The sequence below is a fragment of the Pedobacter sp. GW456-11-11-14-TSB4 genome (assembly GCF_059424425.1).
Genome location: NZ_JBWKZK010000001.1, coordinates 1,595,644 through 1,620,512, shown reverse-complemented (window position 1 = coordinate 1,620,512; position 24,869 = coordinate 1,595,644). Strand labels below are relative to the sequence as shown.

General features: G+C 34.6%; 25 protein-coding genes. 13 read left to right on the top strand and 12 right to left on the bottom strand.

Annotated features, from left to right (window positions below; all coding sequences use genetic code 11):
* Nucleotides 1-140 precede the first annotated feature (140 nt).
* A complete protein-coding gene (locus tag AC07XU_RS07300) occupies nt 141-401 on the bottom strand; it encodes an isoleucyl-tRNA synthetase (protein ID WP_494942963.1) in 261 nt (86 codons plus the stop codon).
* Between the two features lie 11 nt (nt 402-412).
* Nucleotides 413-631: a hypothetical protein gene (locus AC07XU_RS07295; protein ID WP_494942962.1), complete on the bottom strand. Its 219-nt coding sequence runs from the start codon at nt 629-631 to the stop codon at nt 413-415.
* Between the two features lie 47 nt (nt 632-678).
* On the opposite strand from AC07XU_RS07295, the gene ileS reads away from it, so the two are divergent.
* The 5 genes from ileS (at nt 679) to AC07XU_RS07270 (ending at nt 6,781) form a co-directional block, all read left to right on the top strand.
* Nucleotides 679-4,095, top strand: coding sequence for an isoleucine--tRNA ligase (ileS, locus tag AC07XU_RS07290; protein ID WP_494942961.1), 3,417 nt, complete (start codon nt 679-681; stop codon nt 4,093-4,095).
* A gap of 64 nt (nt 4,096-4,159) precedes the next feature.
* Nucleotides 4,160-4,543: a TraR/DksA family transcriptional regulator gene (locus AC07XU_RS07285; RefSeq protein WP_136875515.1), complete on the top strand. Its 384-nt coding sequence runs from the start codon at nt 4,160-4,162 to the stop codon at nt 4,541-4,543.
* Complete coding sequence (locus AC07XU_RS07280) at nt 4,543-5,145, top strand: lipoprotein signal peptidase (protein ID WP_494942960.1); 603 nt, start codon at nt 4,543-4,545, stop codon at nt 5,143-5,145. The genes AC07XU_RS07285 and AC07XU_RS07280 overlap by 1 nt, the downstream gene beginning before the upstream one ends.
* Before the next feature lie 542 nt (nt 5,146-5,687).
* Complete coding sequence (locus AC07XU_RS07275) at nt 5,688-6,380, top strand: SIMPL domain-containing protein (protein WP_494942959.1); 693 nt, start codon at nt 5,688-5,690, stop codon at nt 6,378-6,380.
* 89 nt (nt 6,381-6,469) lie between these two features.
* Nucleotides 6,470-6,781 carry a hypothetical protein gene (locus AC07XU_RS07270; protein WP_494942958.1) on the top strand — a complete coding sequence of 104 codons (312 nt, stop codon included), beginning with the start codon at nt 6,470-6,472 and terminating at the stop codon, nt 6,779-6,781.
* Between the two features lie 217 nt (nt 6,782-6,998).
* Here the strand turns inward: AC07XU_RS07270 and serS are convergent, their stop codons facing one another.
* Nucleotides 6,999-8,270 (bottom strand): serine--tRNA ligase, encoded by a 1,272-nt coding sequence (gene serS / locus AC07XU_RS07265; RefSeq protein ID WP_494942957.1) that lies wholly within the window; start codon nt 8,268-8,270, stop codon nt 6,999-7,001.
* 169 nt (nt 8,271-8,439) lie between these two features.
* Between serS and rsmI the strand changes: the two genes are divergently transcribed.
* The 6 genes from rsmI (at nt 8,440) to AC07XU_RS07235 (ending at nt 12,936) form a co-directional block, all read left to right on the top strand.
* Nucleotides 8,440-9,159: a 16S rRNA (cytidine(1402)-2'-O)-methyltransferase gene (gene rsmI / locus AC07XU_RS07260; protein WP_494942956.1), complete on the top strand. Its 720-nt coding sequence runs from the start codon at nt 8,440-8,442 to the stop codon at nt 9,157-9,159.
* Nucleotides 9,160-9,254: 95 nt separating this feature from the next.
* Entirely contained in the window at nt 9,255-9,893 is a 639-nt protein-coding gene (locus AC07XU_RS07255) for a PH domain-containing protein (protein ID WP_494942955.1), read from the top strand.
* 111 nt (nt 9,894-10,004) lie between these two features.
* Entirely contained in the window at nt 10,005-10,295 is a 291-nt protein-coding gene (locus AC07XU_RS07250) for a GIY-YIG nuclease family protein (RefSeq protein WP_494942954.1), read from the top strand.
* Nucleotides 10,296-10,488: 193 nt separating this feature from the next.
* Nucleotides 10,489-12,111 carry an apolipoprotein N-acyltransferase gene (lnt, locus tag AC07XU_RS07245; protein WP_494942953.1) on the top strand — a complete coding sequence of 541 codons (1,623 nt, stop codon included), beginning with the start codon at nt 10,489-10,491 and terminating at the stop codon, nt 12,109-12,111.
* A gap of 3 nt (nt 12,112-12,114) precedes the next feature.
* Nucleotides 12,115-12,609 (top strand): signal peptidase II, encoded by a 495-nt coding sequence (lspA, locus tag AC07XU_RS07240; RefSeq protein ID WP_494942952.1) that lies wholly within the window; start codon nt 12,115-12,117, stop codon nt 12,607-12,609.
* A gap of 69 nt (nt 12,610-12,678) precedes the next feature.
* Nucleotides 12,679-12,936, top strand: coding sequence for a hypothetical protein (locus AC07XU_RS07235; RefSeq protein WP_494942951.1), 258 nt, complete (start codon nt 12,679-12,681; stop codon nt 12,934-12,936).
* A 51-nt stretch (nt 12,937-12,987) separates the two neighbouring features.
* Here the strand turns inward: AC07XU_RS07235 and AC07XU_RS07230 are convergent, their stop codons facing one another.
* Both AC07XU_RS07230 and AC07XU_RS07225 read right to left on the bottom strand, forming a co-directional pair.
* Nucleotides 12,988-14,628: an NAD+ synthase gene (locus tag AC07XU_RS07230; RefSeq protein ID WP_494942950.1), complete on the bottom strand. Its 1,641-nt coding sequence runs from the start codon at nt 14,626-14,628 to the stop codon at nt 12,988-12,990.
* 32 nt (nt 14,629-14,660) lie between these two features.
* A complete protein-coding gene (locus AC07XU_RS07225; RefSeq protein ID WP_494942949.1) occupies nt 14,661-15,302 on the bottom strand; it encodes a porin family protein in 642 nt (213 codons plus the stop codon).
* Nucleotides 15,303-15,327: 25 nt separating this feature from the next.
* On the opposite strand from AC07XU_RS07225, the gene gldB reads away from it, so the two are divergent.
* The gene (gldB, locus tag AC07XU_RS07220) at nt 15,328-16,365 is read left to right on the top strand and encodes a gliding motility lipoprotein GldB (RefSeq protein WP_494942948.1); all 1,038 of its coding nucleotides are present in this window, start codon (nt 15,328-15,330) and stop codon (nt 16,363-16,365) included.
* Between the two features lie 113 nt (nt 16,366-16,478).
* Nucleotides 16,479-17,270 (top strand): patatin-like phospholipase family protein, encoded by a 792-nt coding sequence (locus tag AC07XU_RS07215; protein ID WP_494942947.1) that lies wholly within the window; start codon nt 16,479-16,481, stop codon nt 17,268-17,270.
* Between the two features lie 138 nt (nt 17,271-17,408).
* Here the strand turns inward: AC07XU_RS07215 and AC07XU_RS07210 are convergent, their stop codons facing one another.
* The 7 genes from AC07XU_RS07210 to AC07XU_RS07180 form a co-directional block, all read right to left on the bottom strand.
* Nucleotides 17,409-18,122 (bottom strand): 2-phosphosulfolactate phosphatase, encoded by a 714-nt coding sequence (locus tag AC07XU_RS07210; protein ID WP_494942946.1) that lies wholly within the window; start codon nt 18,120-18,122, stop codon nt 17,409-17,411.
* A gap of 83 nt (nt 18,123-18,205) precedes the next feature.
* Nucleotides 18,206-19,285 carry a glycine cleavage system aminomethyltransferase GcvT gene (gene gcvT, locus AC07XU_RS07205; RefSeq protein ID WP_494942945.1) on the bottom strand — a complete coding sequence of 360 codons (1,080 nt, stop codon included), beginning with the start codon at nt 19,283-19,285 and terminating at the stop codon, nt 18,206-18,208.
* Between the two features lie 419 nt (nt 19,286-19,704).
* Nucleotides 19,705-20,907, bottom strand: a complete 1,203-nt coding sequence (locus AC07XU_RS07200; RefSeq protein WP_494942944.1) for a glycosyltransferase family 4 protein — start codon at nt 20,905-20,907, stop codon at nt 19,705-19,707.
* A gap of 28 nt (nt 20,908-20,935) precedes the next feature.
* Complete coding sequence (rnhB, locus tag AC07XU_RS07195) at nt 20,936-21,535, bottom strand: ribonuclease HII (protein ID WP_494942943.1); 600 nt, start codon at nt 21,533-21,535, stop codon at nt 20,936-20,938.
* 83 nt (nt 21,536-21,618) lie between these two features.
* Nucleotides 21,619-22,761: an ABC transporter permease gene (locus AC07XU_RS07190; RefSeq protein WP_494942942.1), complete on the bottom strand. Its 1,143-nt coding sequence runs from the start codon at nt 22,759-22,761 to the stop codon at nt 21,619-21,621.
* 2 nt (nt 22,762-22,763) lie between these two features.
* Nucleotides 22,764-23,906, bottom strand: a complete 1,143-nt coding sequence (locus AC07XU_RS07185; RefSeq protein ID WP_494942941.1) for a glycosyltransferase family 2 protein — start codon at nt 23,904-23,906, stop codon at nt 22,764-22,766.
* Complete coding sequence (locus AC07XU_RS07180) at nt 23,884-24,861, bottom strand: hypothetical protein (protein WP_494942940.1); 978 nt, start codon at nt 24,859-24,861, stop codon at nt 23,884-23,886. Before AC07XU_RS07180 ends, AC07XU_RS07185 begins: the two co-directional genes overlap by 23 nt.
* Nucleotides 24,862-24,869: the final 8 nt, after the last annotated feature.

The window sequence follows — 24,869 nt, the reverse complement described above, 5'->3', positions numbered from 1 at the left end:
AATCTTAATCAAATTTTTTATTTAAAAGTTTATAAATCAAGCAATTAATTATAAATTAAATAATTATCTTTTAAAGAAAAAAATCATTTTATCGTTAATTTTTTGAGCCGAAAGCTATAGTATATCTTAGTGAGAATTGACTATTGTTCATTTTCATTTTTATTATCTTTTTTAGCTATTGGTTCCAATTCAACAGTATCGCCATCACTATCTACTTTCTTTGCGAACAAAATAGGATACAAAAGCAACAAAGCTCCAATTATCAGCAACATTCCTGATAATCCCAACAAATAACTACTTCCAGTAATATGCTTTTCACTCATTATTTGTGCTATGATTAGTGCAACTATACCAAGAGCAAGTGCAATTATGGCTTTTCGCAATTTTAAAGTTTTTATCATGACAATGAGTTTTAAGATTTTCTTCTTTGAATGATACTTAACACAACAAATACCAACCCAATAAGTTCAAGGAACATTGTAAATGTCAATACAGCTATTGTAGCTATCTCATTAATATTTTTTAGCAAAATGGCAATCGGCATTAAAACCACCGCAGCCACCATAAAAATCAGCCCAATTTTAAGCTTTTTATCCATAAAACAATTTCCCTCAAAACTACCAAAATTCATTCTAAAACCTTAACTTTGCATCCTTAATTTTTGAAGATACTTGATTGATGTATAGGGAATTTAAAACTTTAGAACTAGCTAAAATAGGAGAAGAAATACTTAAGTTTTGGAAAGAGGAATTGATATTTGAAAAAAGTATCAGCACTCGCTCTAAAGCTAAACCTTTTACCTTTTACGAAGGGCCACCTTCTGCCAACGGAATGCCTGGTATTCACCACGTAATGGCACGTGCTATTAAAGATATTTTTTGCCGTTATAAAACCTTAAAAGGCTATCAAGTAAAACGCAAAGGCGGATGGGATACGCATGGCTTACCAATAGAACTTGCCGTTGAAAAAAAATTAGGCATCACTAAAGACGATATTGGCAAGAAAATTTCGGTTGAAGAATATAATGCTGCTTGTAAAGAGGAAGTAATGCGTTACACAGATGTGTGGAACGACTTAACCGAAAAAATGGGTTATTGGGTTGATTTAGAAAAACCATATGTTACCTACCATAACGAATATATCGAAACCCTTTGGTGGATTTTAAAATCGTTCTACGAAAAAGGATTATTGTACAAAGGTTATACCGTACAACCTTATTCTCCTGCTGCTGGAACCGGATTAAGTTCTCATGAATTGAACCAACCTGGTACTTATCGCGATGTAAGCGATACAACTATTGTTGCGCAGTTTAAAGCAATTGATGAAACTTTGCCAGCTACTTTAAAAGCTTTCGGCACGGTTTGCTTTTTAGCTTGGACAACCACACCTTGGACTTTACCAAGTAACACCGCCTTAACAGTTGGACCAAAAATCGACTATGTTTTAGTAAAAACCTTTAATCAATATACTTTCGAGCCAATTAATGTGATATTGGCAAAGGCTTTAGTAGGCAAACAATTTGCGGGTAAATATTTTTTAGCAGAGGCTGATGAAGATTTTAACAACTTCAATGCTGAAGACAACCTGCCTGCCGGCAAGGCAGGGAAAATTCCTTACCAAATTTTAGCCGAATGTAAAGGCGAATCTTTAGTTGGTATTAAATACGAACAATTATTACCATACGCTTTACCTTACCAAAACCCAGAAAATGCTTTTAGAGTTATTGCAGGTGATTTTGTAACTACGGAAGATGGAACTGGTATTGTACACACCGCTCCTACTTTTGGTGCCGATGATGCTCGAGTAGCCAAATTAGCTACCCCAGAAATTCCACCAATGTTGGTTTTGGATGATAAAGGTAACGCCGTTCCTTTGGTAGATTTGCAAGGAAAATTCATCGCTTCTTTAGGTGGTGGTTATGGCGGCAAATATGTTAAAAATGAATATTATACCGATGGCCAAGCTCCAGAGAGATCTGTTGATGTAGAATTAGCCATCCAATTAAAAGAAGAAAATAAAGCCTTTAAGGTAGAAAAATACGTTCACACTTATCCGCACTGCTGGCGTACCGATAAACCAGTTCTTTATTATCCATTAGATAGTTGGTTTATTAAAACTACTGCCGTAAAAGAAAAAATGGTGGAGCTGAATAAAACCATTAACTGGAAACCTGAAGCAACTGGAACTGGTCGTTTTGGCAACTGGTTAGAAAATTTAGTAGACTGGAATTTATCCCGTTCTCGTTATTGGGGCACGCCTTTACCAATTTGGCGCACAGCAGATGGTTTGGAAGAAAAATGTATAGGTTCTATTGCAGAGCTGAATACAGAAATTCAAAAATCTATTGCAGCTGGCTTTATGCCTGCTGGTTTTGAGTTAAAAGATATGCATCGCCCTTATGTTGATGATGTAATTTTAACATCAGCCAAAGGCGAAAAAATGACCCGCGAACTTGACCTTATTGATGTTTGGTTTGATAGCGGCGCCATGCCTTATGCACAATGGCATTTCCCTTTCGAAAATAAAGAAGAATTTGAAAACGCTTATCCGGCAGATTTTATTGCCGAAGGTGTTGATCAAACGCGTGGTTGGTTCTTTACATTGCATGCTATTGCGGTAATGTTAAGCGAAAGTAGCGATGAAATTAAAGCCATCAACAAGCATGTAAATAATTTAGGTGTTGCTTATAAAAATGTGGTGTCTAATGGCTTAGTATTGGATAAAAACGGCAACAAAATGTCTAAACGTTTAGGCAATGCTGTAGATCCGTTTAGTACTATTGACACTTACAGCGCTGATGCTACGCGTTGGTACATGATTTCAAACGCATCACCTTGGGATAACTTGAAATTTAACTTAGAAGGATTAGACGAAGTTCGCCGTAAATTTTTCGGAACGCTTTACAACACCTACTCTTTCTTCGCATTATATGCTAATATCGATAAGTTTGAAATTGATTTAGACAACCAAACCCCTGTAGCACATAGAAGTGAGTTAGACCGTTGGATTTTATCTTTACTGCAAACATTGATAAAGGAAGTTGACGAAAGTTACGAAGCTTACGAGCCTACTAAAGCGGCTAGAGCAATTCAAACTTTTGTTGATGAACATTTAAGTAACTGGTATATCCGTTTGTCTCGTCGCCGTTTTTGGAAAGGTGAAATGACAGCCGATAAAAAAGCAGCTTACGAAACTTTGTTTACTTGTTTAATGAGCGTATCGCAAATGATGAGCCCTATAGCGCCATTCTTTGCTGATTGGTTATACAAAAACTTAACGGAAGCAAATCCAAAAATTCATCAGGCAAAATCGGTACACTTAACCATTTGGAACGAAGTTGACCAAACTTTAATAGACTTTGATTTAAACCAACGCATGGAATTGGCACAAAACATTTCATCCATGGTTTTGTCGCTGCGTAAAAAAATGGGGATTAACGTTCGTCAGCCATTGGCAAAAGTATTAATTCCTGTGCTCGATGATAATTTTCAAGTAAAAGTAGAGCTTGTTAAAGACTTGATTTTATCAGAAACCAATATTAAGGATATAGATTTTATAAAAGATACAGCTGGTTTCATTAAAAAGAAAATTAAACCAAACTTTAAAGCCTTAGGTGCAAAAGTTGGTAAAGATATGAAGCTGGTAACCGAAGCAATAGGTAAAATTACACAAGAAGAATTAACCCAGTTTGAGAGAGATGGTTCAATCTCGATACCTGATACTAGCTACTCAATACTTCTTTCAGACGTAGAAATTATTGCAGAAGATATACCTGGTTGGCAAGTAACCAACATGGGTAATTTAACAGTTGCTTTAGATGTTACCATTACACCAGAGCTTAAACAAGAAGGTTTATCTCGCGAATTGATAAACAGGATACAAAATTTACGTAAAGAATTAAACTTTGAAGTAACCGATCGTATCACAGTAACTTTACAACAAGATAATGTTGTAGCTCCGGCAGTGTCAAAAAACAAAGCTTACATTTGCGCAGAAATTTTAGCAGATGACATTATATTGTCTGATAAAATAGAAAACGGAAACAAAATTGTAATAGAAGATGTTGAACTACAAATTCTGATTGCGAAGAAATAAATTATGGGAGTGATATTCAATAATCATAGCAACTCCAACTACTAAATATAAACTATTTAATTAAATGGAAAAAAACGAGAAAACCCGCTATTCTGATAGCGAATTACAAGAGTTTAAAGAGCTGATCCAAGGAAAACTTAAAAGTTCACGTGAAGAATTTCTTTCATTAACATCATCATTAAGTAGCCCTAATTCTCATGGCACCGAAGATACATCTGGCGCCTATAAAACATTAGAAGATGGATCTGCTACCTTAGAAAAAGAACAAATTAACCAACTTGCTGCTCGCCAAAAAAAGTTTATCGATAATTTAGAAGCTGCACTGGTTCGCATCGAAAATAAAACTTACGGTATTTGTAGAGAAACGGGTAAATTAATCCAAAAAGAACGCTTACGTGCTGTACCACATGCAACTTTAAGCATGGAAGCAAAATTGAAACAAGGTTAATGAAAGGCTACACTAAACCCTTAATTCTTATCTTCTTAGTACTTATTGCAGATCAGGTTTCAAAAACTTGGATCAAAACCAATATGTACCTAGGTCAGGAATTTAAAATTTTAGGCGATTGGTTTATCATCCATTTTACTGAAAACAACGGAATGGCTTTTGGCTTAGAGTTTGGCGGAGAATTTGGCAAACTTGCACTTTCACTTTTTAGAGTAGTTGCCGTTGCTGGTATTGGCTACGGACTGCATTATTTAATTAAACATAAATATCACCGTGGTTTGATTTTAAATGTAGCTTTAATTTTTGCTGGTGCACTGGGTAATATTATAGATTCTGTTTTTTACGGTGTAATTTACAAATACGAAAGCCTTTTTCATGGCCGTGTGGTAGATATGCTTTACTTTCCAATCATTAAAGGTCATTTTCCTTCATGGTTCCCGATATGGGCAAACGAGCCATTCGAGTTTTTTAGACCAGTTTTTAACTTAGCAGATGCTGCGATTTCTATAGGTGTTATCGCAATTCTTATCTTCCAAAAAACATATTTTAAGGAAGAAATTAAAGACGAAGTGGGCATTAACAACGAAACCGTAGAAGACTAGTTCAATTTACGATTGTTGATTTACGAATTACGATATGAACCTCGCAACAAAGTTGCGAGGTTTTTATGCGTAACAGATATATTTTAAACCTATCGGCTGGTGTCCTCACCTGCCGAAAACCTTTATTTTTACTCAATTTTTATCTTATTGAAGCGCAATAGTATTGCTACTATTAAGGTTAGTCCCGCCTTTTGTTACAATCTTTTACCCCAACTCACAAAGCCTTGCTTAAAAGTATTTTCACGTCAGTCGGGGCTAAATAAATAGGCATGTGCAAGTAAGCCCCTCATAGTAGCAAAGGCAAATTTTAATAAGCCTGATGGAAGTGAACATGTAGTCCCGACCTTTAGGTTGGGACGAAATAAAACGTACAGCAGGACTAATTTTAATAGTTACACACCAATTGCCTTTCAAAAAATACTTATTTTAATACCCTCATAATCTGCTTATTATTGGTTAAAAATAAATTGTAATTAAGCTTGCTATGGAATTGGTACGATTTTTACATCTAATTGGTATAACACACAAATAAATTTAACAAAATGAAAAAATTAATAGCACTAGCCATATTTGGCTTATTTAGCGTAAGTGCAATGGCACAACAAGTAGATTTAAGAAAGAAAATTCATGTAAGTGGCACATCTGAAACCGAAGTTACACCAGACATTATTTACATTGGTATTTCGCTAAAAGAGTATTTTAGAGACAACAATAGTAAAAAGAAAGTAGAAATTACCGATTTAGAAAACCAATTGATTGCTGCAGTTTTAAAAGCTGGTATTGTAAAAGAAGATTTAATGATTAACAATGTATCTAGCTTTAACTATGCTACAGAGAAAAAGAAAAATCCTGAATTTTTAGCTAGTAAACAATATCGCTTAAAAGTGGCCGACTTGAACAAATTTAACCAAATAATGGAAAGCATTGATGCAAAAGGCGTGGCTTACACAAATATTGAAAGTTACGATTACAGCAAGATGGAAGCTTTAAAGAAAGAACTAAAAATTAAAGCTTTGTTGGCAGCGAAAGATAAAGCAACATATATGGCAACTGCTTTAGGTGAAAAGATTGGTGGCGTTATAGAAATACAAGATGGTGGAGACAATGCTATACAACCTGTATACAGAAACTACATGATGAAAGCTGAAATGGCTGATGCTGCACCAGCTCAAGAAATAGATTTTAAGAAAATTAAGCTCAATTTTAGCGTTAACGTGATATTTGAGATTAAATAGCTTTTTAAAATAAGTTTTAAAGCCTACCAAACTATATTGGTAGGTTTTTTGTTTATAGAACATTATTAATAAACTTAATTAAAAACAACATGAAAAAATTTATTTACTCTTTAGTGCTAATGTTTACGTTTGCAATTAGTACAAACACAGTTATGGCTGCTGATAAAGTTGAGCCAAAGACTGAATTATCGCCAGAGCAAAGAGCTCAATTTGATAAATTGGTTAACAGAGTTGAGGAAATCCGTAAGATGGATAAATCTAACTTAACTAGAGTTGAGAAAAAAGCTTTACGTAAAGAGTTAAGAGAAATGAAAGATAAAGCACGTGCTTTAAGCGGTGGTGTTTACCTTTCTGTAGGTGCAATTATTATCATCATTTTATTATTGATTTTAATTTTGTAATCAAAATCACAATCCTATCATATAGAAAACGGCTCCGATTTAAAATTGGAGCCGTTTTCGTTTTTTATGTTTTCACGTCATCTCGACAACAGGAGAGATCTATAAGTTCCTAAATACAAGCTTAACATATTGCAGTAATGATTATGCAACAGATCTCTTATTGCTATGCTACCGATATGAAATCAATCGGTACAAGTTCTGTCGAAACGGCTCGGATTTAATCTATAACATCAAAACCAGTATATTTTCTTAATACCTCTGGTATTACAATTCCATTTTCGGTTTGGTAGTTTTCTAAAATAGAAGCTACAATACGCGGTAAAGCTAAAGCACTACCGTTTAAAGTGTGTGCCAATTGTGTTTTACCTTCTTTACCTTTAAAACGTAATTTTAACCGGTTACTTTGGTAAGTTTCGAAGTTAGAAACTGAAGAAACTTCTAACCAACGTTGCTGTGCTGCACTCCAAACTTCCATATCGTAAGTCATGGCTGAAGTAAAGCCCATATCGCCACCACACAAACGCAATACACGGTAATGCAAACCTAACTCCTGTAATAATGATTGAACATAAGCACTCATATCTTCTAAAATTTGATATGACTGATCTGGGTGAGCAATTTGTACAACTTCTACCTTATCAAATTGATGCAAACGATTTAAACCACGAACATGGGCACCATACGAACCAGCTTCGCGACGGAAACATGGCGTATAAGCCGTGTTTTTTATTGGCAAATCTTCTTCTTTTAAAATAACATCACGGTATAAATTGGTAACTGGTACTTCTGCCGTTGGTATTAAATATAAATCATCAACAGTTGAGTGATACATTTGCCCCTCTTTATCTGGCAATTGCCCCGTGCCAAAGCCCGATGCTGCATTAACCAAATGTGGAACTTGCATTTCTTTGTAACCTGCAGCAGTAGCGTGATCTAAGAAAAAATTAATTAAAGCTCGTTGCAACCTTGCGCCTTTTCCTTTATAAACCGGAAATCCTGCCCCAGTAATTTTAACACCTAATTCAAAATCGATAATATCGTATTTAGCAGCCAATTCCCAATGTGGTAAGGCGTTTGTTGGCAAAGCCGATGGTTTACCATGTGTTAAAACTATTTCATTATCATCAGCTGTGCTACCTGTTTTTACCAAATTGTAAGGTAAATTTGGCAACTGCACAATTAATTGATATTGTTGTTCTTCTAGTTCCGTTAGTTGATCCCCTAATTTTTTGATATTCTCTTTATGAGCAGATGTTTGCGTTTTAATGGCTTCAGCTTCTTCTTTTTTGCCATTCCGCATTAATTCACCTATTTGTTTTGCCGCAGCATTTGCCTCTGCCGAAAGGTTATCTAACGAAGTTTGAGTTTGGCGACGATCTTCATCAATAGAAATGATTTGATCTACCAATTCGGGTTGTTTAAAATTACGCACAGCTAGGCGTTCTAAAACTTTCTCTCTATTTTCGCGGATATAGTTAACTTGCAGCATTATTTAATTTTTTTTACAAAGATAAGATTGAATTACGAATTACGACTTACGATTTTAGATTTTTAATCGTACTATAATAAATCGTCAATCGATATCGTAAATCAGCTAAAGAAATTGGTTTATAAGTGTGCAAGAAATCGTAATTCGTAAATCTAAAATCGTAAATCAAATGAATGGCAAACTATATCTCGTACCCACACCAATTGGTAATTTGGAGGACATGACCTTTAGGGCAATCCGTATTTTAAAAGAAGCGGATATTATTTTGGCCGAGGATACCCGTACAAGTGCGCCAATGCTTAAACATTTTGGCATTGATAAAAAAGCGTATTCTCATCATCAGCACAATGAGCATAAAGCAACTACAGAGATTATCAAGTTTTTAAAAGAAGGCAAAAATGTGGCTTTAGTTTCTGACGCAGGCACACCTGCCATTTCAGATCCGGGATTTTTCTTGGTGCGTGAAGCTTTAAAAAATGATATTGAAGTAAACTGTTTGCCAGGTGCAACCGCTTTTGTACCTGCTTTAGTTAATTCTGGTTTACCAAGCGGTCAATTTGTTTTCGAGGGATTTCTTCCTGTTAAGAAAGGGCGACAAACACGTTTAAAATTGTTGGCTAATGAAGAAAGAACAATGATTTTTTATGAAAGCCCGCACCGCTTGTTGAAGACATTAGAAGAATTTGCCGAGTTTTTGGGAGAAGATAGACAAGCATCAGTGAGCAGAGAATTGACGAAAATTTATGAAGAAACCGTTCGTGGCACACTATTAGAAATAAAATCACATTTCGAAAACAATATATTAAAAGGAGAAATCGTAATTTGTGTTGCCGGAAAAGAAGTTAGCAAAGAAAAAGTGAAAAAAAATAAGTTTGCAGTGGACAGTTAAGAGTTTTCAGTTTTGGACATGTAAACTGTAATCCAATTAGAAATGCTAAGCAAAAAATAATTTAAGTAAAAGAATTGATATTAACCTAGAAAACAATGAACTCAATAGATAGATTTTTAAGTGACGAGCAAGATCCAAAGGCTGTAGAAAAAGTGATTGGAAAATTAAATGATTTATTAACCAGTGGCGAGGAGCTTTTATACCTAGCCGTACAAAAAAAACCTGCAGTAAACTTGTTGCCAGACAGCATTGCAATTAGCAATAAACGTATTTTTTATTGTGAGCCTGGCAATTTAGGTTTAACGATGAATTTTAAAGATATCTCATGGAAAAACGTTAAAGAGGTTTCTTTTAAGGAAGAGTTTTTTGGTTCAAAATTTATTTGTGTACCGCAGCATGGCGAAAATATTGTTACTGAGTTTATTCCGAAAACACAAGCGAGAAAATTACACCAAGCCGCTAATGAACAATTAAATAATTTTAATGAGCAAAGCAGGCAACAAAAATTAGAAGAAACTAAACAAGCTATTCCAGCTGCTGCTCCAGAGCCCCAATCGTTTTTTCAAGCTCCTATAGAAATTGAAGAAGCTGTTGTAATTCCGCAGGTACAAATTGAAGAGCCAGAAGATGAAACAACTCTAAAATTGAGAAAGTTAAAAACGCTTTACGACAAACAATTGATTACTCAAGAAGAGTATGAAAGCAAAAAATCAGCAATTTTAGATAGTTTGTAAGAGTTTCTCGTCACCCTGAACTTATTTCAGGGACAGCTAAATAAGAACATAACAATATGATAGATGCTGAAATAAATTCAGCATGACGAACGGGTTAAGAAGAATATTTAAATGGAAAGAGGTGGTTGTGTTTACATACTTACTAATTACTTACATACTGTTTTATATATTGGAGTAACCTCTGACTTATATTCTAGAATTATTGAACATAAGGGAAAATTATACCCAAACTCTTTTACCGCCAAGTACAACTGCTGTAAATTAGTTTATTATGAACAATTCATCACAATAGAAGAAGCAATAGGAAAAGAAAAACAATTGAAGAACTGGAAAAGGGCCTGGAAGATTAATTTGATAAATTCTGAAAATCCAAATTGGGATGATTTATTCTTAACATTATAAACAAAGTGAATAAATTTGCCTTAAGTATAATTATTTGAATGTAACAAGAGAAAACATGCTGAAAAAATTCAGTATGACGAACGGGATTTTAAATAGTGCTCCGTCACCCTGAATTTATTTCTGAGTCGGCTATAAAAGAATATACGATATGATAGATGCTGAAATAAATTCAGCATGACGATACTACTAAACAATGACAAAAAAACAAACCTATCTTCTCGCCTTACTTAGTGCATTTTTAATGTGGTTAGCTTGGCCTCCACATACATGGTTAGCACCAATTTTACTTGTCGGCCTAGTTCCATTGTTTATTGCATTAGAAAATATCATCAGCCAAAAACAACTAAAAACTGGCAAACGCATTTTTTTAACTGCCGGATTAACATTTTTAGTTTGGAACACAGCATCAATATATTGGGTTTTTAATGCAATAAGTGCATTTAATGATGGTTTCGTTGGTTCAATTGTCGCATTTTTTGTCTCTCTCATTCCTTATGGTTTAGGCGCTTTGCTAATGACCTTTGCCTTTTGGTTATACTACAGATTACAAACTAAAACAAAGCCTGTAATTGCTTATTTGGGGTTAATTTGTTTCTATATCTCGATGGAATATTTACATGAAAGCTGGGATTTAGCCTTTCCGTGGATGACATTAGGAAATGGTTTTGCAGGAATGCATCAATTGGCACAATGGTACGAGTACACGGGCATTTACGGTGGCTCTTTATGGATTTTGTTAAGCAACATTTTAGCTTTTGAAGCTTATAAAGCATTTAAAAAAGGTTCGATTGCTAAAGTTAAACTGACTTTGAGCTGGATACTGGTAGTTTGCCTGCCTATCGGATTTTCCTTGTATACCTATTTTAAATACGAAGAGAAATCGGTGCCAATTAATGTGGTAACAGTACAGCCCAACATCGACCCATACGAAAGGTATGGCAATATATCCACTACTGATCAAATTGCGACACTAATAAAATTATCAGACTCTGTTGCTCAAGTTAATACAGAATACTTTTTATGGCCCGAAACTGCCATACCAAGATATGCTGATGAAGAAACTATTAGAACCAACCCAGATTATTTGCAGGCACAGCAATTTTTAAATAAGTATAAAAATGGCACCTTGATCACAGGTATAGAAAGTGTTAGATTTTATGAGGATAAAAAAACTATTTCTGCAAAAGTGAATCCGAATGGTGGCTTTTATGATAATTATAACTCGGCTGTACAAATAGAAAATTCAGCTCAAGTTTCGTTCTATCATAAGTCAAAATTGGTTCCTGGTGCCGAAAAACTACCTTTCCCAGCGGTATTTTCATTTATTGCTCCTGTTTTTGATAAATTAGGCGGCAGTGTATCAGGTTGGGGATGGCAAGAAAATCCAGCTGTTTTTTATTCGCAAAGCGGAGTTGGCGTGGCACCTGTAATTTGCTACGAATCTATTTGGGGAAGTTGGGTTGGTCAATCGGTTAAAGATGGCGCACAGTTTATCGCCATCATTACTAACGATGGTTGGTGGGGAAATACTTCGGGAAAAGACCAGCACATGTTATATGCTAAACTTAGAGCTATCGAAACCAGAAGATACGTTGTTCGCTCTGCGAATACTGGTATTTCATGTTTCATCAATCAGCGGGGTGATGTAGTTAAACAATCTAAATGGTGGACTAGAGATGCCTTAAAATACGATATCAATTTAAATGATGAAATTACAACCTATGTAAACAATGGAGATTATTTAGCGAAGATATTGGCAGTTATCGGGTTAATCTTGGCCTTAATTATCCCTTATAAAACTTGGATTAAAAAATAGGCGATGAAACATCAAAAGAACTTGCGATTATTTCTTATACTGTTAATTGTAGCGTTAAATACTGGTTGCGATCAGGTATCTAAAATTATAGTTAGAGAAAAAATAGATTACCATGAGCAAATCAGCATTATTAAAGATTATTTTATATTAATTAAAGTAGAAAATACGGGAGCCTTTTTAAGTGCAGGAAACGATTTACCTGATGCCTTAAGATTTATCTTGCTTAGCATTTTACCAATAATTGTTTTAGGTTTTGGCTTATACTATTTAATTGTGAAAATTAATCTGCCAAAAACAATGCAAATTGGCATGTGCTTTTTAATTGGTGGTGGTATTGGTAATATTATTGACCGCCTACTGTATGGCTCGGTTACTGATTTCCTACATATTGATTTTGTTTTGTTTAGAACTGGTGTATTTAACCTAGCTGATGTATCTATTATGATTGGCATAGGCATCTTAATTATCAATTCCATTAAACAAAAAATACTTGTTTAAACACCTATAAATCAATTTGTTATATACTTAATTAGTTTTATATTTGATGTTCATCTAGATAATAACAAAATGAATATCGAAAATCAACAACCAGAAGAAGAAAAAGGCTTTTTTGATAACCTTTCAGACAAGTTTGAAGAATTAAAAGACAAAGCTGAAGAGCAATTTGAGGTTTTAAAAGACAAAGCCGAAGATAAATGGGATGAATTGACTGAAGAAGCAGAAGAGCTTACTTCAGAAGCTAAGGTTAAATTGGCTGAACTAAAAGACAAAGCAGAAGACAAATGGGATGAGCTAACTGGCGAAAATCCTGCTGCAAAAGTTTAAAAAAATGTCCCGATAAATAATCGGGACATTTTTTTTATCTATTAATTTCAATTATGGGTGATATTTACCAACAATTGGCATTCTTCGGCCCATGCCAAAAGCTTTTGGCGAAACCCGTAATATTGGCGGCGTTTGGTACCGTTTAAATTCTGCTTGTGTAACCATCTTTAAAATCCTGTTTACCAATGCTTCATCAAATCCTTGATTAATTATAGATTTAGAGCCTTTTTGAAGTTCGATATGTTCAAATAAAACCTTATCTAAAACATCATATTCAGGTAGAGAGTCAGAATCTTTCTGGTCAGGCCTTAACTCTGCCGAAGGTGGTTTAACAATTGTATTTTCTGGTATAATTTCTCCATCCTTGTTTATATATCTTGCCAGCTGAAAAACTTGCATTTTATATACATCACCTATAACACCAATTGCCCCACACATATCGCCGTATAGGGTTCCATAACCTACTGCACATTCGCTTTTGTTAGATGTATTGAGCAAAATGTAACCAAATTTGTTAGACATGGCCATTAAAATAATTCCTCGGCATCTGGCCTGAATATTTTCTTCTGTTAAGTTTGGCGCCAAACCTGCAAATGGTTTAGCTAACATCGCATCAAAAGCATTGGCTGCATCTTTAATCTCGATAATCTCATGCTTACATCCAATATTATTTACCAACTCAAGCGCATCTTTTACAGAATGATCTGATGAATATTTAGAGGGCATTAAAACAGCCATTACGTTTTCTGAACCTAAAGCCCTACATGCCAATGCACATACAACAGCAGAATCTATTCCGCCAGATAAACCCAAAACAGCTTTTGTAAAACCAGATTTTTTAAAATAATCTTGAATTCCTAAAATTAAAGCATCATGTATTTGGGCAATATCATTAGCTCTTTCTGCTGCAGGATATTTATTCTTAACGTTTTGTACTTCTTCTAAATCAAATACCTGAAGATCTTCTTCAAAATATTTCATCTCAGCTTTTACCTCACCAGTTTCATCAAACACCAAAGATCCTCCATCAAAAATAATTTCGGTTTGCGCCCCTACTTGGTTAACATAAAATAATGGCAGCTGATATTTTTTTGCGTTATCAGAAAGTACTTGAATGCGATCTTCATCGTGTCGGTAATTAAAAGGCGAAGCGGCAATATTGATCATCAAATCTGGAGATTGTTTTATCAATTCATCCATCGGACAAGAAACATAAAGTGGATTATCATTGATGTTCCACAAATCTTCGCAAATCGTTAATGCAATTCTTTTGCCTTTAAAATCTATACAATTAAATTCTGTATTGGGCTCAAAATAACGATACTCGTCAAACACATCGTAAGTTGGCAACAAGGCTTTTTTGGTAATTGCTTTAATTTCACCATTCTCAATAAAGTAGGCTGCATTGTATAAATCCTTACCCGCTAAAATTGGGTTTTTTAATGGCAAACCTACAACACAGGCAATATCATGGCAATGTTTAGCTATTTCATGAGCCGCAGCATCACACTGTGCAATAAAATCTGTAAATTCTAAAAAATCACGAGGTGGATAACCACAAATTGCCAACTCGGCAAAAACTACAATATCTGCACCTTTGGCTTTTGCCAAAGCAATGTTTTCGATAATATGTTTTGTATTATTTTCGAAGTTTCCGATGTGATAATTGAGTTGCGCAAGTGCTATTTTCATCTTCAAATTTTATATTTTACTTTTCTATTCTTTTAAAAAAACACAGCTACATTAATCCCAACGTAATGATTTCTAACCGAATAGCTGTTTTCTGTTAATTTGGTAAATCCATTATTAAAAGTTAAGCCACCCATAATGCTTGTTTTTTCATCAATTGCAAACTCTCCGCCTGCACCAATAACAAGTCCTGCTCTATAAAAGTTAGTAAAATCTGTAGCATTGATATCATCAGCAACAACATTTCCGCCCAATTTAGCATCCTGTCTAGCTCCAATTCTAAAACCACTAGATAAACCAAATTGTCCGTACCAACGGATATCCTTAATTTCTCCAGTTTTTAATTTGATCGTTAGCGGAACTTCAATATACTGCATCATATATTTTAAATCGTAAGTTCCTGGGGCTGTGTATTGAATCGGATTAATTTCGGTACTTTTCCCATTAATAGTAGTAATGGTTAAACCTGTGGCAAAACTATAATTTTCAGCAAAGTTAAAATCGCCTAAAAGACCATAAGTAAAACCTAAATTAGTTCCATTTCCCTTTCCACCTTCGGCTTTAATAAATCCAAAATTAGGATGTGCAGTTAAACCTAATCTAAATCCATTTTTTTCTTGAGCGTTTGTGGTGGCTGCAAATAATACGCATGCAATTGCGATAAGTGTTTTTTTCATCGTACTTGTTATTATATTTGTTTAAATGAATAAAAAGGGAAGATCTCTGCAAAGCTATCTATTTTTTTTGTGTGTAGCTGTAATTTTTTCTTGTAAACAAGATAAAAGACCAGACATAAGCAATATTGATTTAGCTATAAAAATTGAACGGTTTGATCAAGAGTTGTATCAAGCCAAAAATAAAGATATTAAACAAACGGACCTTGCTTTGAGTAAAAAGTATGGCTCATTTTATGCTGATTATATTCAAAAAATGGTCGGTACACCTGAGTTGAATGGCACAGATGTGCTCAATATTTTGTACAAAGACCAAGCTTATGAAATGCTTGCCAAAGAAGTTGATAGTGTTTATCCAAATACAAACAAAGTTGAAACTGAACTTACCGAGACTTTTAAATACATCAAATATTATTACCCTAAAACCAAAGTTCCAAAATTTATTTCTTACCTATCGGGATTTGCTTATCAAGTCGTTTTAGCAGATGATTATATAGGTATTGGCTTGGATATGTTTTTAGGCAGCAACAGTAAGTTTTATCCAGCAATAGTACAAAGTGTGCCTTTATATGCATCTAAAAGATTTACACCGGCTTATATTACACCAAGAGTAGCAGAAGTTTATGCAAGAGAAGAGCTTTTTCCTGAAAAAGATGCAGATCGAACTTTATTAGATAAAATGATTTACAATGGTAAAATTTTGTACTTTTTAGATCAGGTTTTGCCCACAAATACTGCTGACAGTATAAAAATTGGTTACACGCAAAAGCAAATGGAGTGGAGCACAAACTACGAAGGAAACATTTGGGGATTGTTATTGCAAAACGAACTGCTTTTTCAGACTGACATGCAAAAAATACAACCTTTTCTTAGTGATGGTCCGTTTACAAATGGTATTGGCAATAAAAAAGAATCGGCACCAAAGTTGGGATACTTTATAGGGTGGCAAATCGTTAAAAAATACATGGCAGAAAACCCTAACGTTACTTTGCAGCAAATGATGAAAAAAACAGATGCTCAGCAGTTTTTAACCGATGCAAAGTACAAACCAAAGGAGAGTTTGTAGTTCTCAGTTTGCAGATTGCAGTTTACAGTTCTCAGTTTGCAAATGGCGATTTGCAGATTAGACAAGTGAACGAATGAACTAATGAACCAATGACATTATTGAACTAATAAACAATGACACAAATTAAAGCAAAGAAAAAAATAGGTATTGTACTTTCTGGAGGAGGAATTAGAGGAATTGCCCATTTAGGCGTTTTAAAAGCATTTACCAATTTAGGTTTAGAGTTTTGTCATGTAAGCGGTACAAGTGCTGGCTCAATTGCAGGTTCATTTTTCGCAGCGGGCATCGATCCAGAAGAAGGACTAAATATCTTCATTAAAACCAAATTATTGCGCTTTATTCGTCCGGCTTTAGGTTCACTAGGATTAATTAACATCGAAAATGTAAGAGATATTTTGAAAGATCATTTTCCGCATGATAAAATTGAAGAATTAAAAATTCCATTAACCATTTGTGCAACCAATTTTAGCGAAGGCACACTCAAATATTTTACCGAAGGCCCATTAATTAGAGCAATACTGGCATCTAGTTGTATACCAGGTATTTTTAAACCCATCATGATTGACAACCACATGTATGTTGATGGCGGAATTTTAAATAACTTTCCGGTAGAACCATTGCTGAACAATTGCGATTACATCATCGGCTCATCATGCAATCATTTAAAACCTGTAGATAAAATCACAAAAATATCAAGCCTCATGCAAAGAGCAGGCATCATGTCTATCAATCATGATATGGAAAGAAAAGTAAAGTTTTGTGATTTGTTAATTGAGCCCAAAGGAATGGGAGAAATCAGCACCTTCGACATGAAAAAAGCAGAATCTATTTATTGGACTGCTCATGAAGAAGCGCTAAAAGCGATTAAAAACAGTGAAAGTTTTCAAGAATTGATGAAAAGTTAAGTCGCTCTCTTAACCGTCATTTCGAACGAGTTTTTTAGGAGGAGAAATCTGCCAATTTAGCACCACAAGCTCAACATATTTTGATGATCCTTAAGCGGACGGATCTCTCGTCGCTGCGATCTGTCGAGATGACAAAATTTACATTAAGGCCACCAACTTCTCACCTTCCAATACCGGTATAACTTTACACATATCAACCTTCAAACAAAACTTCACATCTTCTTCAATGTTCAGTTGTTCTAAGCGATGATTGTGAGATGATTTTTTCAAATAACCCCTCAAATCATTTTTAGCTAGTACATACATATCCTCTGCGGCTACGCAAGCATCATCAAAATGTACAAAATCTTTGCGCAACACATTAACAACAGCACCTGCAAATAAGGTATCTTCTAAATTAAATTTATCTTTCCAACCAGCACAAAGCAAAAGCACATCTTTATCTTGTATTTTTAACCAGTCACAAAGTGATGTTAAATTTAAAAAAGAACCTACTACTACTTGATGTGCTCTTTCTTGCGCCATATGCATGGCTTTGGTACCGTTAGTAGTGGTTAACACTATAGTTTTGCCAGCAACTTTCTCTTTAGTATACGAAAAAGGCGAATTACCAAAATCATAACCAACAACCACTTCACCATTGCGCTCTGCGGCTAAAAGATATCCCTTATCGGCATAAGCCAAACAATCTTCTACCTGCGCAACCGGAATAATTGCTGCTGCACCATTATCCATACCATAGGTTATAGATGATGTTGCTCTTAAAATATCAATTACCACTACAATACTATTTTCAATATTGTACAGATGTAGTAAGGCGGGTGTAAGGCAAACTTCGATGGTTCTAGACATGAAAATGAGATGTGAGAAGTGAGAAGTGAGAAGTGAGATTTAAGCCATCTAGGTCTCAAATCTCATATCTATTGTCTCAAATCTTATTTATAAAAAGGAAACTTAACTACTTTGGCTTTAACCTTGTTGTTTCTAATGTCAATATAAATTTCTGTACCTTCTTTAGCCAATTCTTTGTTTACATAACCCATACCAATAGCTTTTTGTAAAGATGGCGATTGTGTACCAGAAGTTACCTTACCAATAACATTTCCTTCTGCATCAACAATCGGGTAATCATGTCGAGGTATGCCTCTATCAATCATCTCGAAACCAATTAATTTACGAGAAATACCTGCTTCTTTTTGTGCTTGTAAAGCTTCTGAGTTGGTAAAAGGCTTGGTAAACTTGGTAATCCAACCTAAGCCTGCTTCAATTGGCGAAGTTGTATCATCAATATCATTACCATATAAACAGAAACCCATTTCTAAACGCAAAGTATCACGAGCAGCTAAACCAATCGGTTTAATACCATACTCAGCACCAGCTTCAAAAATTGCATTCCACATGGCATCCGCATGTTCATTATCAAAATAAATCTCGAAACCACCCGCACCTGTATAACCTGTTGCAGAAACTAATACGTTGTCTATACCTGCAAATTTTCCCTTTTTAAAGGTGTAGTATTCCATCGATGCCAAATCAATGTCTGTTAAACTTTGTAAAGCATCTGCAGCTTTCGGCCCTTGAACGGCCAACAAAGAAGTTTTATCAGAAATGTTATGCATTTCTACATTGGCAGTATTAAATTTTTGGATCCAGTTCCAATCTTTTTCAATATTACTGGCGTTAACCACCAACATGTAGCTTTTTTCGTCTATACGGTAAACCAATAAATCATCAACAATACCACCCTCTTCATTAGGTAAACAAGAATATTGTACTTTGCCATCGTGTAATTTCGAGGCATCATTACTAGTAACACGTTGTATTAAATCTAAAGCATTTTCGCCTTTTAAAATAAACTCTCCCATGTGGCTCACATCAAAAACACCAACGGCATTTCTAACTGTAGCATGTTCTACGTTTATGCCTTCGTATTGCACAGGCATGTTGTAACCGGCAAAAGGCACCATTTTAGCACCTAATGAAATATGTTTATCTGTTAATGCGGTATTCTTCATTTATTTTGTATTAGTAATTTAAAAACTGATAACTAATTTGGGTGGCCTAAATTACTAAGAATACAGCAATATTTATTGCCTTTTTTTTGGGTTTTGTCATTCTGAGCTTGCGAAGAATCTCTAGATGAAAAATTACCATTATAATAAACACGCAGCTCAAGAGTTGATTAAATTAGAAAAACAAAGTCAACATTTCATCGCGAATTCAGCCCCACTTTTCGTTTCAATCTTTTACCCCTTAATCCCAGCCGCGGCTGGGAGTGGCAAAAGGATTTACACTACAATTGGGTTTAGATAACGAGGGGATTTTGGCAAGACGTCTAAGTTTATCTGTGAATAAACCTCAAGATCCCTCTTTCCTCTGAATGACAAAAACACCGTTTCACCTTAATGAATCTAATCTGCTAATCATTCACTAATTAATTTACAATCAACTCCTGATAAATCTTAAGCATTCGCTCTGCGTTACTATTCATCTCATGGTCTCTTTTTACTGTTTTACGGGCATTTTCTCCAATCTCTCGCCATTTGTTAGGTTTGGTAATACATTGTAAAATAGAACGGTAAAATTCATCAGCAGTATTTGCAATTAAAATGTCTTTACCTGGTTTACAATTAATACCTTCTGCTGCCATTGTGGTGGCAATAATGCACTTTTCCATTGCCATCCCTTCAATAATTTTAACCCGCATTCCGCTTGCAGAGAGCAAAGGCACAATCATTATCGCTTTCGAGTTCATAAACTCTACCGCATCAAAAATCTCCCCTTCAACAATTAAGTTTTCAGAATCGTAATCAAAAAACTGCTTTTGCATATTCTTACCCGCAATGTAGAAACGCAACTCTCCATTAAGTTTTTCTATATCTGGCCAAATTTCATCCAAAAACCATTCTAAACCTTCTTTATTTGGTCGCCAGTCCATCGCACCTAAGTGAAACAAAGTCGGGAAACTCGTTTTACTGGTATCAACATTGTACTTATCAAAATCTATCGCCACTGGAAAAACATCTAGTCTGGTTTCGCATCCCATCAGCAAAATATGTTGCCTATCTGGTTCACTTATGGCAAAAACCTGGTGAAAGCGATTGATCTGCTCCGTCTCATAACTTTTTAACCTTCGAGATAGAAACTCCAGATATTTTCTTCTTGGTCTAAACTCTTCTCTGGCGGCAAGTCTTTCCCAAACATCAAACTCAATATTATGCGCTCTATAAATCAGCTTTGCTTTACTCAGCGCCTTAACAGTATCTAAGTAAGGTACCACAAACAAACCCTCGAATTGTACAATATCGAATTCATTTTCATGCAGTACATTTTCTAAAAGTTTAGCTGCATCTTCATCGTAAAAGCGAGATACATTGTAAGACTGGTTAGAGAAAATATTAAAAAAAGCACCCCAAATATTTACTTCGGTATCAATACTGTAAGAGTGAAAGGTAATTTTTTCAAATACTGGATCGTATATATCATCAACATCCACATTGTGTTTAGAAGTGTTAATACTAAACAAAGTAACTTCTACACCTAATTTAAGCAATCCCTTTATGGTGTTATAAACCACAATGGGGTAGCCGCTATTTGGCGGAAAAGGTACACGATTGGTTAGTATTAAGACTTTCACAAACCGAAATTACAAATTTTAAATTTGCTTAAAAAGAAAGTACCAATTGTGGATCGCTAATGTTGAAGGTTTTTCGGTGAAAAGGGGACAATCCGTTTTCCATTACAGCGTTGCGGTGTTGAATAGTTGGATAACCTTTATTCTGTTTCCAGTTGTAATGCGGAAAGTCATTGTGCAGCTTTGCCATATACTCATCTCGATGCGTTTTAGCTAAGATAGATGCAGCAGCAATATTTAGGTATTTACCATCTCCTTTTACAATACAACAATGAGGTATTTCAGCATACTTTTTAAATCGATTACCATCAATTACCAAGTGTTGAGGAACCACCATTAATTTCTCAATTGCCCGGTGCATAGCCAAAAAAGAAGCATTTAAAATATTAATCTGGTCAATTTCTTCATGATCGACAAAAGCAACTGCCCAATCTAAAGCCTCACGTTCAATAATTGGTCTTAGCTCATCACGTTGTTGGTGTGTTAACTTTTTAGAATCGTTTAGCCCTTCTAAATAAAAATCTTTTGGCAAAATAACAGCAGCAGCCGATACTGGGCCAGCGAGGCAACCTCTACCTGCTTCATCGCAACCAGCTTCAATTAAATCTATATTATAGCAATTGATTAACACTTTGCAAAGTTAAATAAATTAGTTATAGAATGCGACCTAATGATACGCAGCGCAAATTCAATTTAAACTTATCAACTGGTAAGTTATACCGTTACATTTTGTCCTTTTACATCAAAAGCATCGCGTAAGCCAATAGCAATTAAATTAAAAGCATACACTGTAAGCATAATTGCTATACCTGGTAATAGAGCTAAATAGGCTGCATCCATAATGATGTAACCGTAATGTTCTTTTATCATAGTGCCCCAGCTTGGCATTGGCGGTTGGGCACCAAAACCTAAAAAGCTTAAGCCTGTTTCTAATAAAATTGCTGAAGCAAAATTGGCAGATGCAACAACCAAAATCGGCCCCGCCACATTTGGCAAAATATGTTTTATAATTGTTCTCGAAGTAGAAAAACCTAAAGCTTTTGATGCTTCTACAAATTCAACTTCTTTTAACGACATTACTTGTCCACGTACTAAACGAGCAACATCTACCCATGTAGAGAGACCAACGGCAATAAAAATTTGCCAAAAGCCTTTACCCAAAGCAAATGATATAGCAATAACCAAAAGCAATGATGGTAAAGACCAAACCACATTCATGAACCAGCTGATTGCAGCATCTATTTTACCGCCAAAGTAACCTGCAACTGCGCCTAAACTAATACCAATAAATAACGAAATTATAACAGCCATTATGCCTACTGATAGCGAAACGCGAATGCCCAAAATGAGTCTACTGAGCATATCTCTACCATTAATATCTGTTCCTAAATAAAAGGTTTGTTTATATATATTATGTTTAGCAAATAGCTGTTTAGTATTACCTAGCTTGCTTGGCAATGTGCAAGTAGAACATAAATCTCTTAAATTATAAACACTTTCCTTCGCAGTTTCTTCATCCCCAATATATTCGTATGCATAAACTTTATTTTCAGCTATGCGATAAGATGTAATGGGCACGCTTCTGAAATCTGCTTTTTGTCCGTAAAGCATTTTTTCGAAAAAGCCAACCTTTTCTATATTTTTAATTCGTTCTGTTATTAAAAACTGAAACGTTCTACCAGGTTTAACTTTGTTAAGCTGCAGCTGATAAGTATTTGCATAAGGCGTTTGATCTGGAATAATCAAGTAACCTAAAATTCCCAAAATCATTAAAATAGAGATGAAAATCAATCCACCAAACGCAAGTTTATTACGCTTAAATCTTTTCCATATTTTACTCGAAGGACTGTTACCCATGATTAATTAACCATTCTACCTTTCCAGTTGTATTTACCAGAATTACCCAATATGCCGATGTATATAAAGTATAAAATATGCGGAATATTAAGAATGGGAAGTAAAACTAACAAATGTTTTCGTTTAAAGAAATTAGTTACATCAAACAAGAAAATGAACTCAATGAGCAACTTCAAACCTAATTGTATTAATAAGAATTTTAAACTTTCTCCCGATGGAAAAACTAAAGCCAACAAGGCATTTACCAATATGCTTAGATTAAATAACCATATACTGGCACCAAGAATCAGCACCACTTTATCTTTGTATTTTGTTGTTTTAGATGCCCATCTCTTACGTTGCTGTATAAATTCACTAATTGTTGGTTTGGCATGTGTGTAAACAATAGCATCCTCATTTTTCAAGAAACCAATTTTGTTATCATACATCGCTGCCATTTTATGTAATAGCAGCTCATCATCTCCAGAAGCTAAATCATCTATTCCAGTAAAGCCACCAACCTCAAAAAAAGCATCTTTTTCATAAGCTAAATTGGCCCCATTACAAGTGCTTGGATTGTTGTTTCCAATTGTTGATGCTCCTAGACCAATTAAATAGGAGAACTCCAATGTTTGCATACGTTCAAAAAAACTTTTTTCTTCAAAATAAGCCACAGGCGATGATATCATTTTATAACCTCTTGTTTCGTAGCAATTTACAATTGTTTTTAACCAACTTGGGCCCATCCTGCAATCTGCATCAGTGGTAATAATTAACTTTCCGGTTGTAGTATTTATTGCCGTTTGTATGGCCTTTTTCTTATAAGAATTTAAAGCATTTGCTTCTTTTAAAGTAATCAACTTTACACCATCATTTGTATAAGATGAGATAATGTTTGATGTATTATCTGTAGAATGATCGTCGATAACAATTATTTCCATTAGTGAGCGATCATAATCTTGAGCCAGCAAATCATCAATTGTTTTACCAATTAAGCGTTCTTCATTTCTGGCAGCTATTAAAACTGAAACTTTTGTTTGAGGTTTATTTCCATCTATTTTAAAGCGTTCGAGTTTTGCCCAACCTCTAATAAAGGTTGCTACTACGAAAACGTAAATGATGGTTAAAAAAATAGAAAAATAACTAAGTATGCTGATTACTTCCAAAAAAATTGAGTTTAAAAACGAAATAAGATCCTAATATAGCAGGAATAATAATATTAATTAACCAAATACTCGCAGTAACTGCCACTACTGCTACATGATCTGTGGTAACATATTTGAAAAAAAATACTGCGGTAATACTTCTTATGCCAATATCTAGTATATCTAATGATGGCAATGATGATTGTACAAAAAACAATATACTAACCAACATAATCACATCAAGAAAATGAATATCCGGAATAAACCAATTGAACATCACAAAATATTGAGTGCTAAAAACGAAATATCTTGCAAAGCAAAAACCCAAAATTTTAAGCAATTCTGCTTTCTTATATCTTCCTAAAATAGCGTAAAATTTTTTGTATTTACGGGTAAACTTCATCGATAATAAAATCCCATTTAACCATTTGATGTTAAAAAAAAAGATAATAAAAAAAAGACAAAATGCAATTGTAATAGCTAATACAGCTAAGTATAAGATCAATTCTATATTCGTAAAACGATATACAAAAATACAAACAGCTATGGCACCAAAAACATTAGTAAGCACCAATTGCCCAATATTTCCTACGGCCATCGCAACTACACCAACAATTCTTCTCTTGGGCGATAAAAAAAATACTCTACCACCATATTCTCCTAACCTGTTTGGTGTAAATATTGCCCAAGTTAAACCACAAAAAACAGATTGTATGGCCAACCAATTATCAATAGGTTCTATTGGTTTTATTAATCGCTTCCATTTTAAACCTTCAATACCCCAATTAAAAAACATTAAAAGAATTACAGCCGTTAAGGTGAGCCAAATTTGAGCTTTTGGCATTGTGCTGATTAATGTTAAAAACTGTTTTAGATCTTTGTGACCAATTAATTTTACATATATAAACCAAAAAGCAACTAAAACAATCACTATTTTAATAAGTAGAGAAAATATCCTTTTATTTTTCGCTGACAACTTTTTTG

Bases quoted from the DNA above. Each gene is read 5' to 3' on its own strand.
- AC07XU_RS07190 (WP_494942942.1), bottom strand. From the start codon at position 22,761: ATGGGTAACAGTCCTTCGAGTAAAATATGGAAAAGATTTAAGCGTAAT.
- AC07XU_RS07280 (WP_494942960.1), top strand. From the start codon at position 4,543: ATGAAAGGCTACACTAAACCCTTAATTCTTATCTTCTTAGTACTTATT.
- AC07XU_RS07270 (WP_494942958.1), top strand. From the start codon at position 6,470: ATGAAAAAATTTATTTACTCTTTAGTGCTAATGTTTACGTTTGCAATT.
- AC07XU_RS07285 (WP_136875515.1), top strand. From the start codon at position 4,160: ATGGAAAAAAACGAGAAAACCCGCTATTCTGATAGCGAATTACAAGAG.
- gcvT (WP_494942945.1), bottom strand. From the start codon at position 19,285: ATGAAGAATACCGCATTAACAGATAAACATATTTCATTAGGTGCTAAA.
- AC07XU_RS07230 (WP_494942950.1), bottom strand. From the start codon at position 14,628: ATGAAAATAGCACTTGCGCAACTCAATTATCACATCGGAAACTTCGAA.
- AC07XU_RS07210 (WP_494942946.1), bottom strand. From the start codon at position 18,122: ATGTCTAGAACCATCGAAGTTTGCCTTACACCCGCCTTACTACATCTG.
- AC07XU_RS07235 (WP_494942951.1), top strand. From the start codon at position 12,679: ATGAATATCGAAAATCAACAACCAGAAGAAGAAAAAGGCTTTTTTGAT.
- AC07XU_RS07250 (WP_494942954.1), top strand. From the start codon at position 10,005: ATGGAAAGAGGTGGTTGTGTTTACATACTTACTAATTACTTACATACT.
- gldB (WP_494942948.1), top strand. From the start codon at position 15,328: ATGAATAAAAAGGGAAGATCTCTGCAAAGCTATCTATTTTTTTTGTGT.
- AC07XU_RS07215 (WP_494942947.1), top strand. From the start codon at position 16,479: ATGACACAAATTAAAGCAAAGAAAAAAATAGGTATTGTACTTTCTGGA.
- rsmI (WP_494942956.1), top strand. From the start codon at position 8,440: ATGAATGGCAAACTATATCTCGTACCCACACCAATTGGTAATTTGGAG.
- lspA (WP_494942952.1), top strand. From the start codon at position 12,115: ATGAAACATCAAAAGAACTTGCGATTATTTCTTATACTGTTAATTGTA.
- ileS (WP_494942961.1), top strand. From the start codon at position 679: ATGTATAGGGAATTTAAAACTTTAGAACTAGCTAAAATAGGAGAAGAA.
- lnt (WP_494942953.1), top strand. From the start codon at position 10,489: ATGACAAAAAAACAAACCTATCTTCTCGCCTTACTTAGTGCATTTTTA.
- serS (WP_494942957.1), bottom strand. From the start codon at position 8,270: ATGCTGCAAGTTAACTATATCCGCGAAAATAGAGAGAAAGTTTTAGAA.
- AC07XU_RS07300 (WP_494942963.1), bottom strand. From the start codon at position 401: ATGATAAAAACTTTAAAATTGCGAAAAGCCATAATTGCACTTGCTCTT.
- AC07XU_RS07255 (WP_494942955.1), top strand. From the start codon at position 9,255: ATGAACTCAATAGATAGATTTTTAAGTGACGAGCAAGATCCAAAGGCT.
- AC07XU_RS07275 (WP_494942959.1), top strand. From the start codon at position 5,688: ATGAAAAAATTAATAGCACTAGCCATATTTGGCTTATTTAGCGTAAGT.
- AC07XU_RS07225 (WP_494942949.1), bottom strand. From the start codon at position 15,302: ATGAAAAAAACACTTATCGCAATTGCATGCGTATTATTTGCAGCCACC.
- AC07XU_RS07295 (WP_494942962.1), bottom strand. From the start codon at position 631: ATGAATTTTGGTAGTTTTGAGGGAAATTGTTTTATGGATAAAAAGCTT.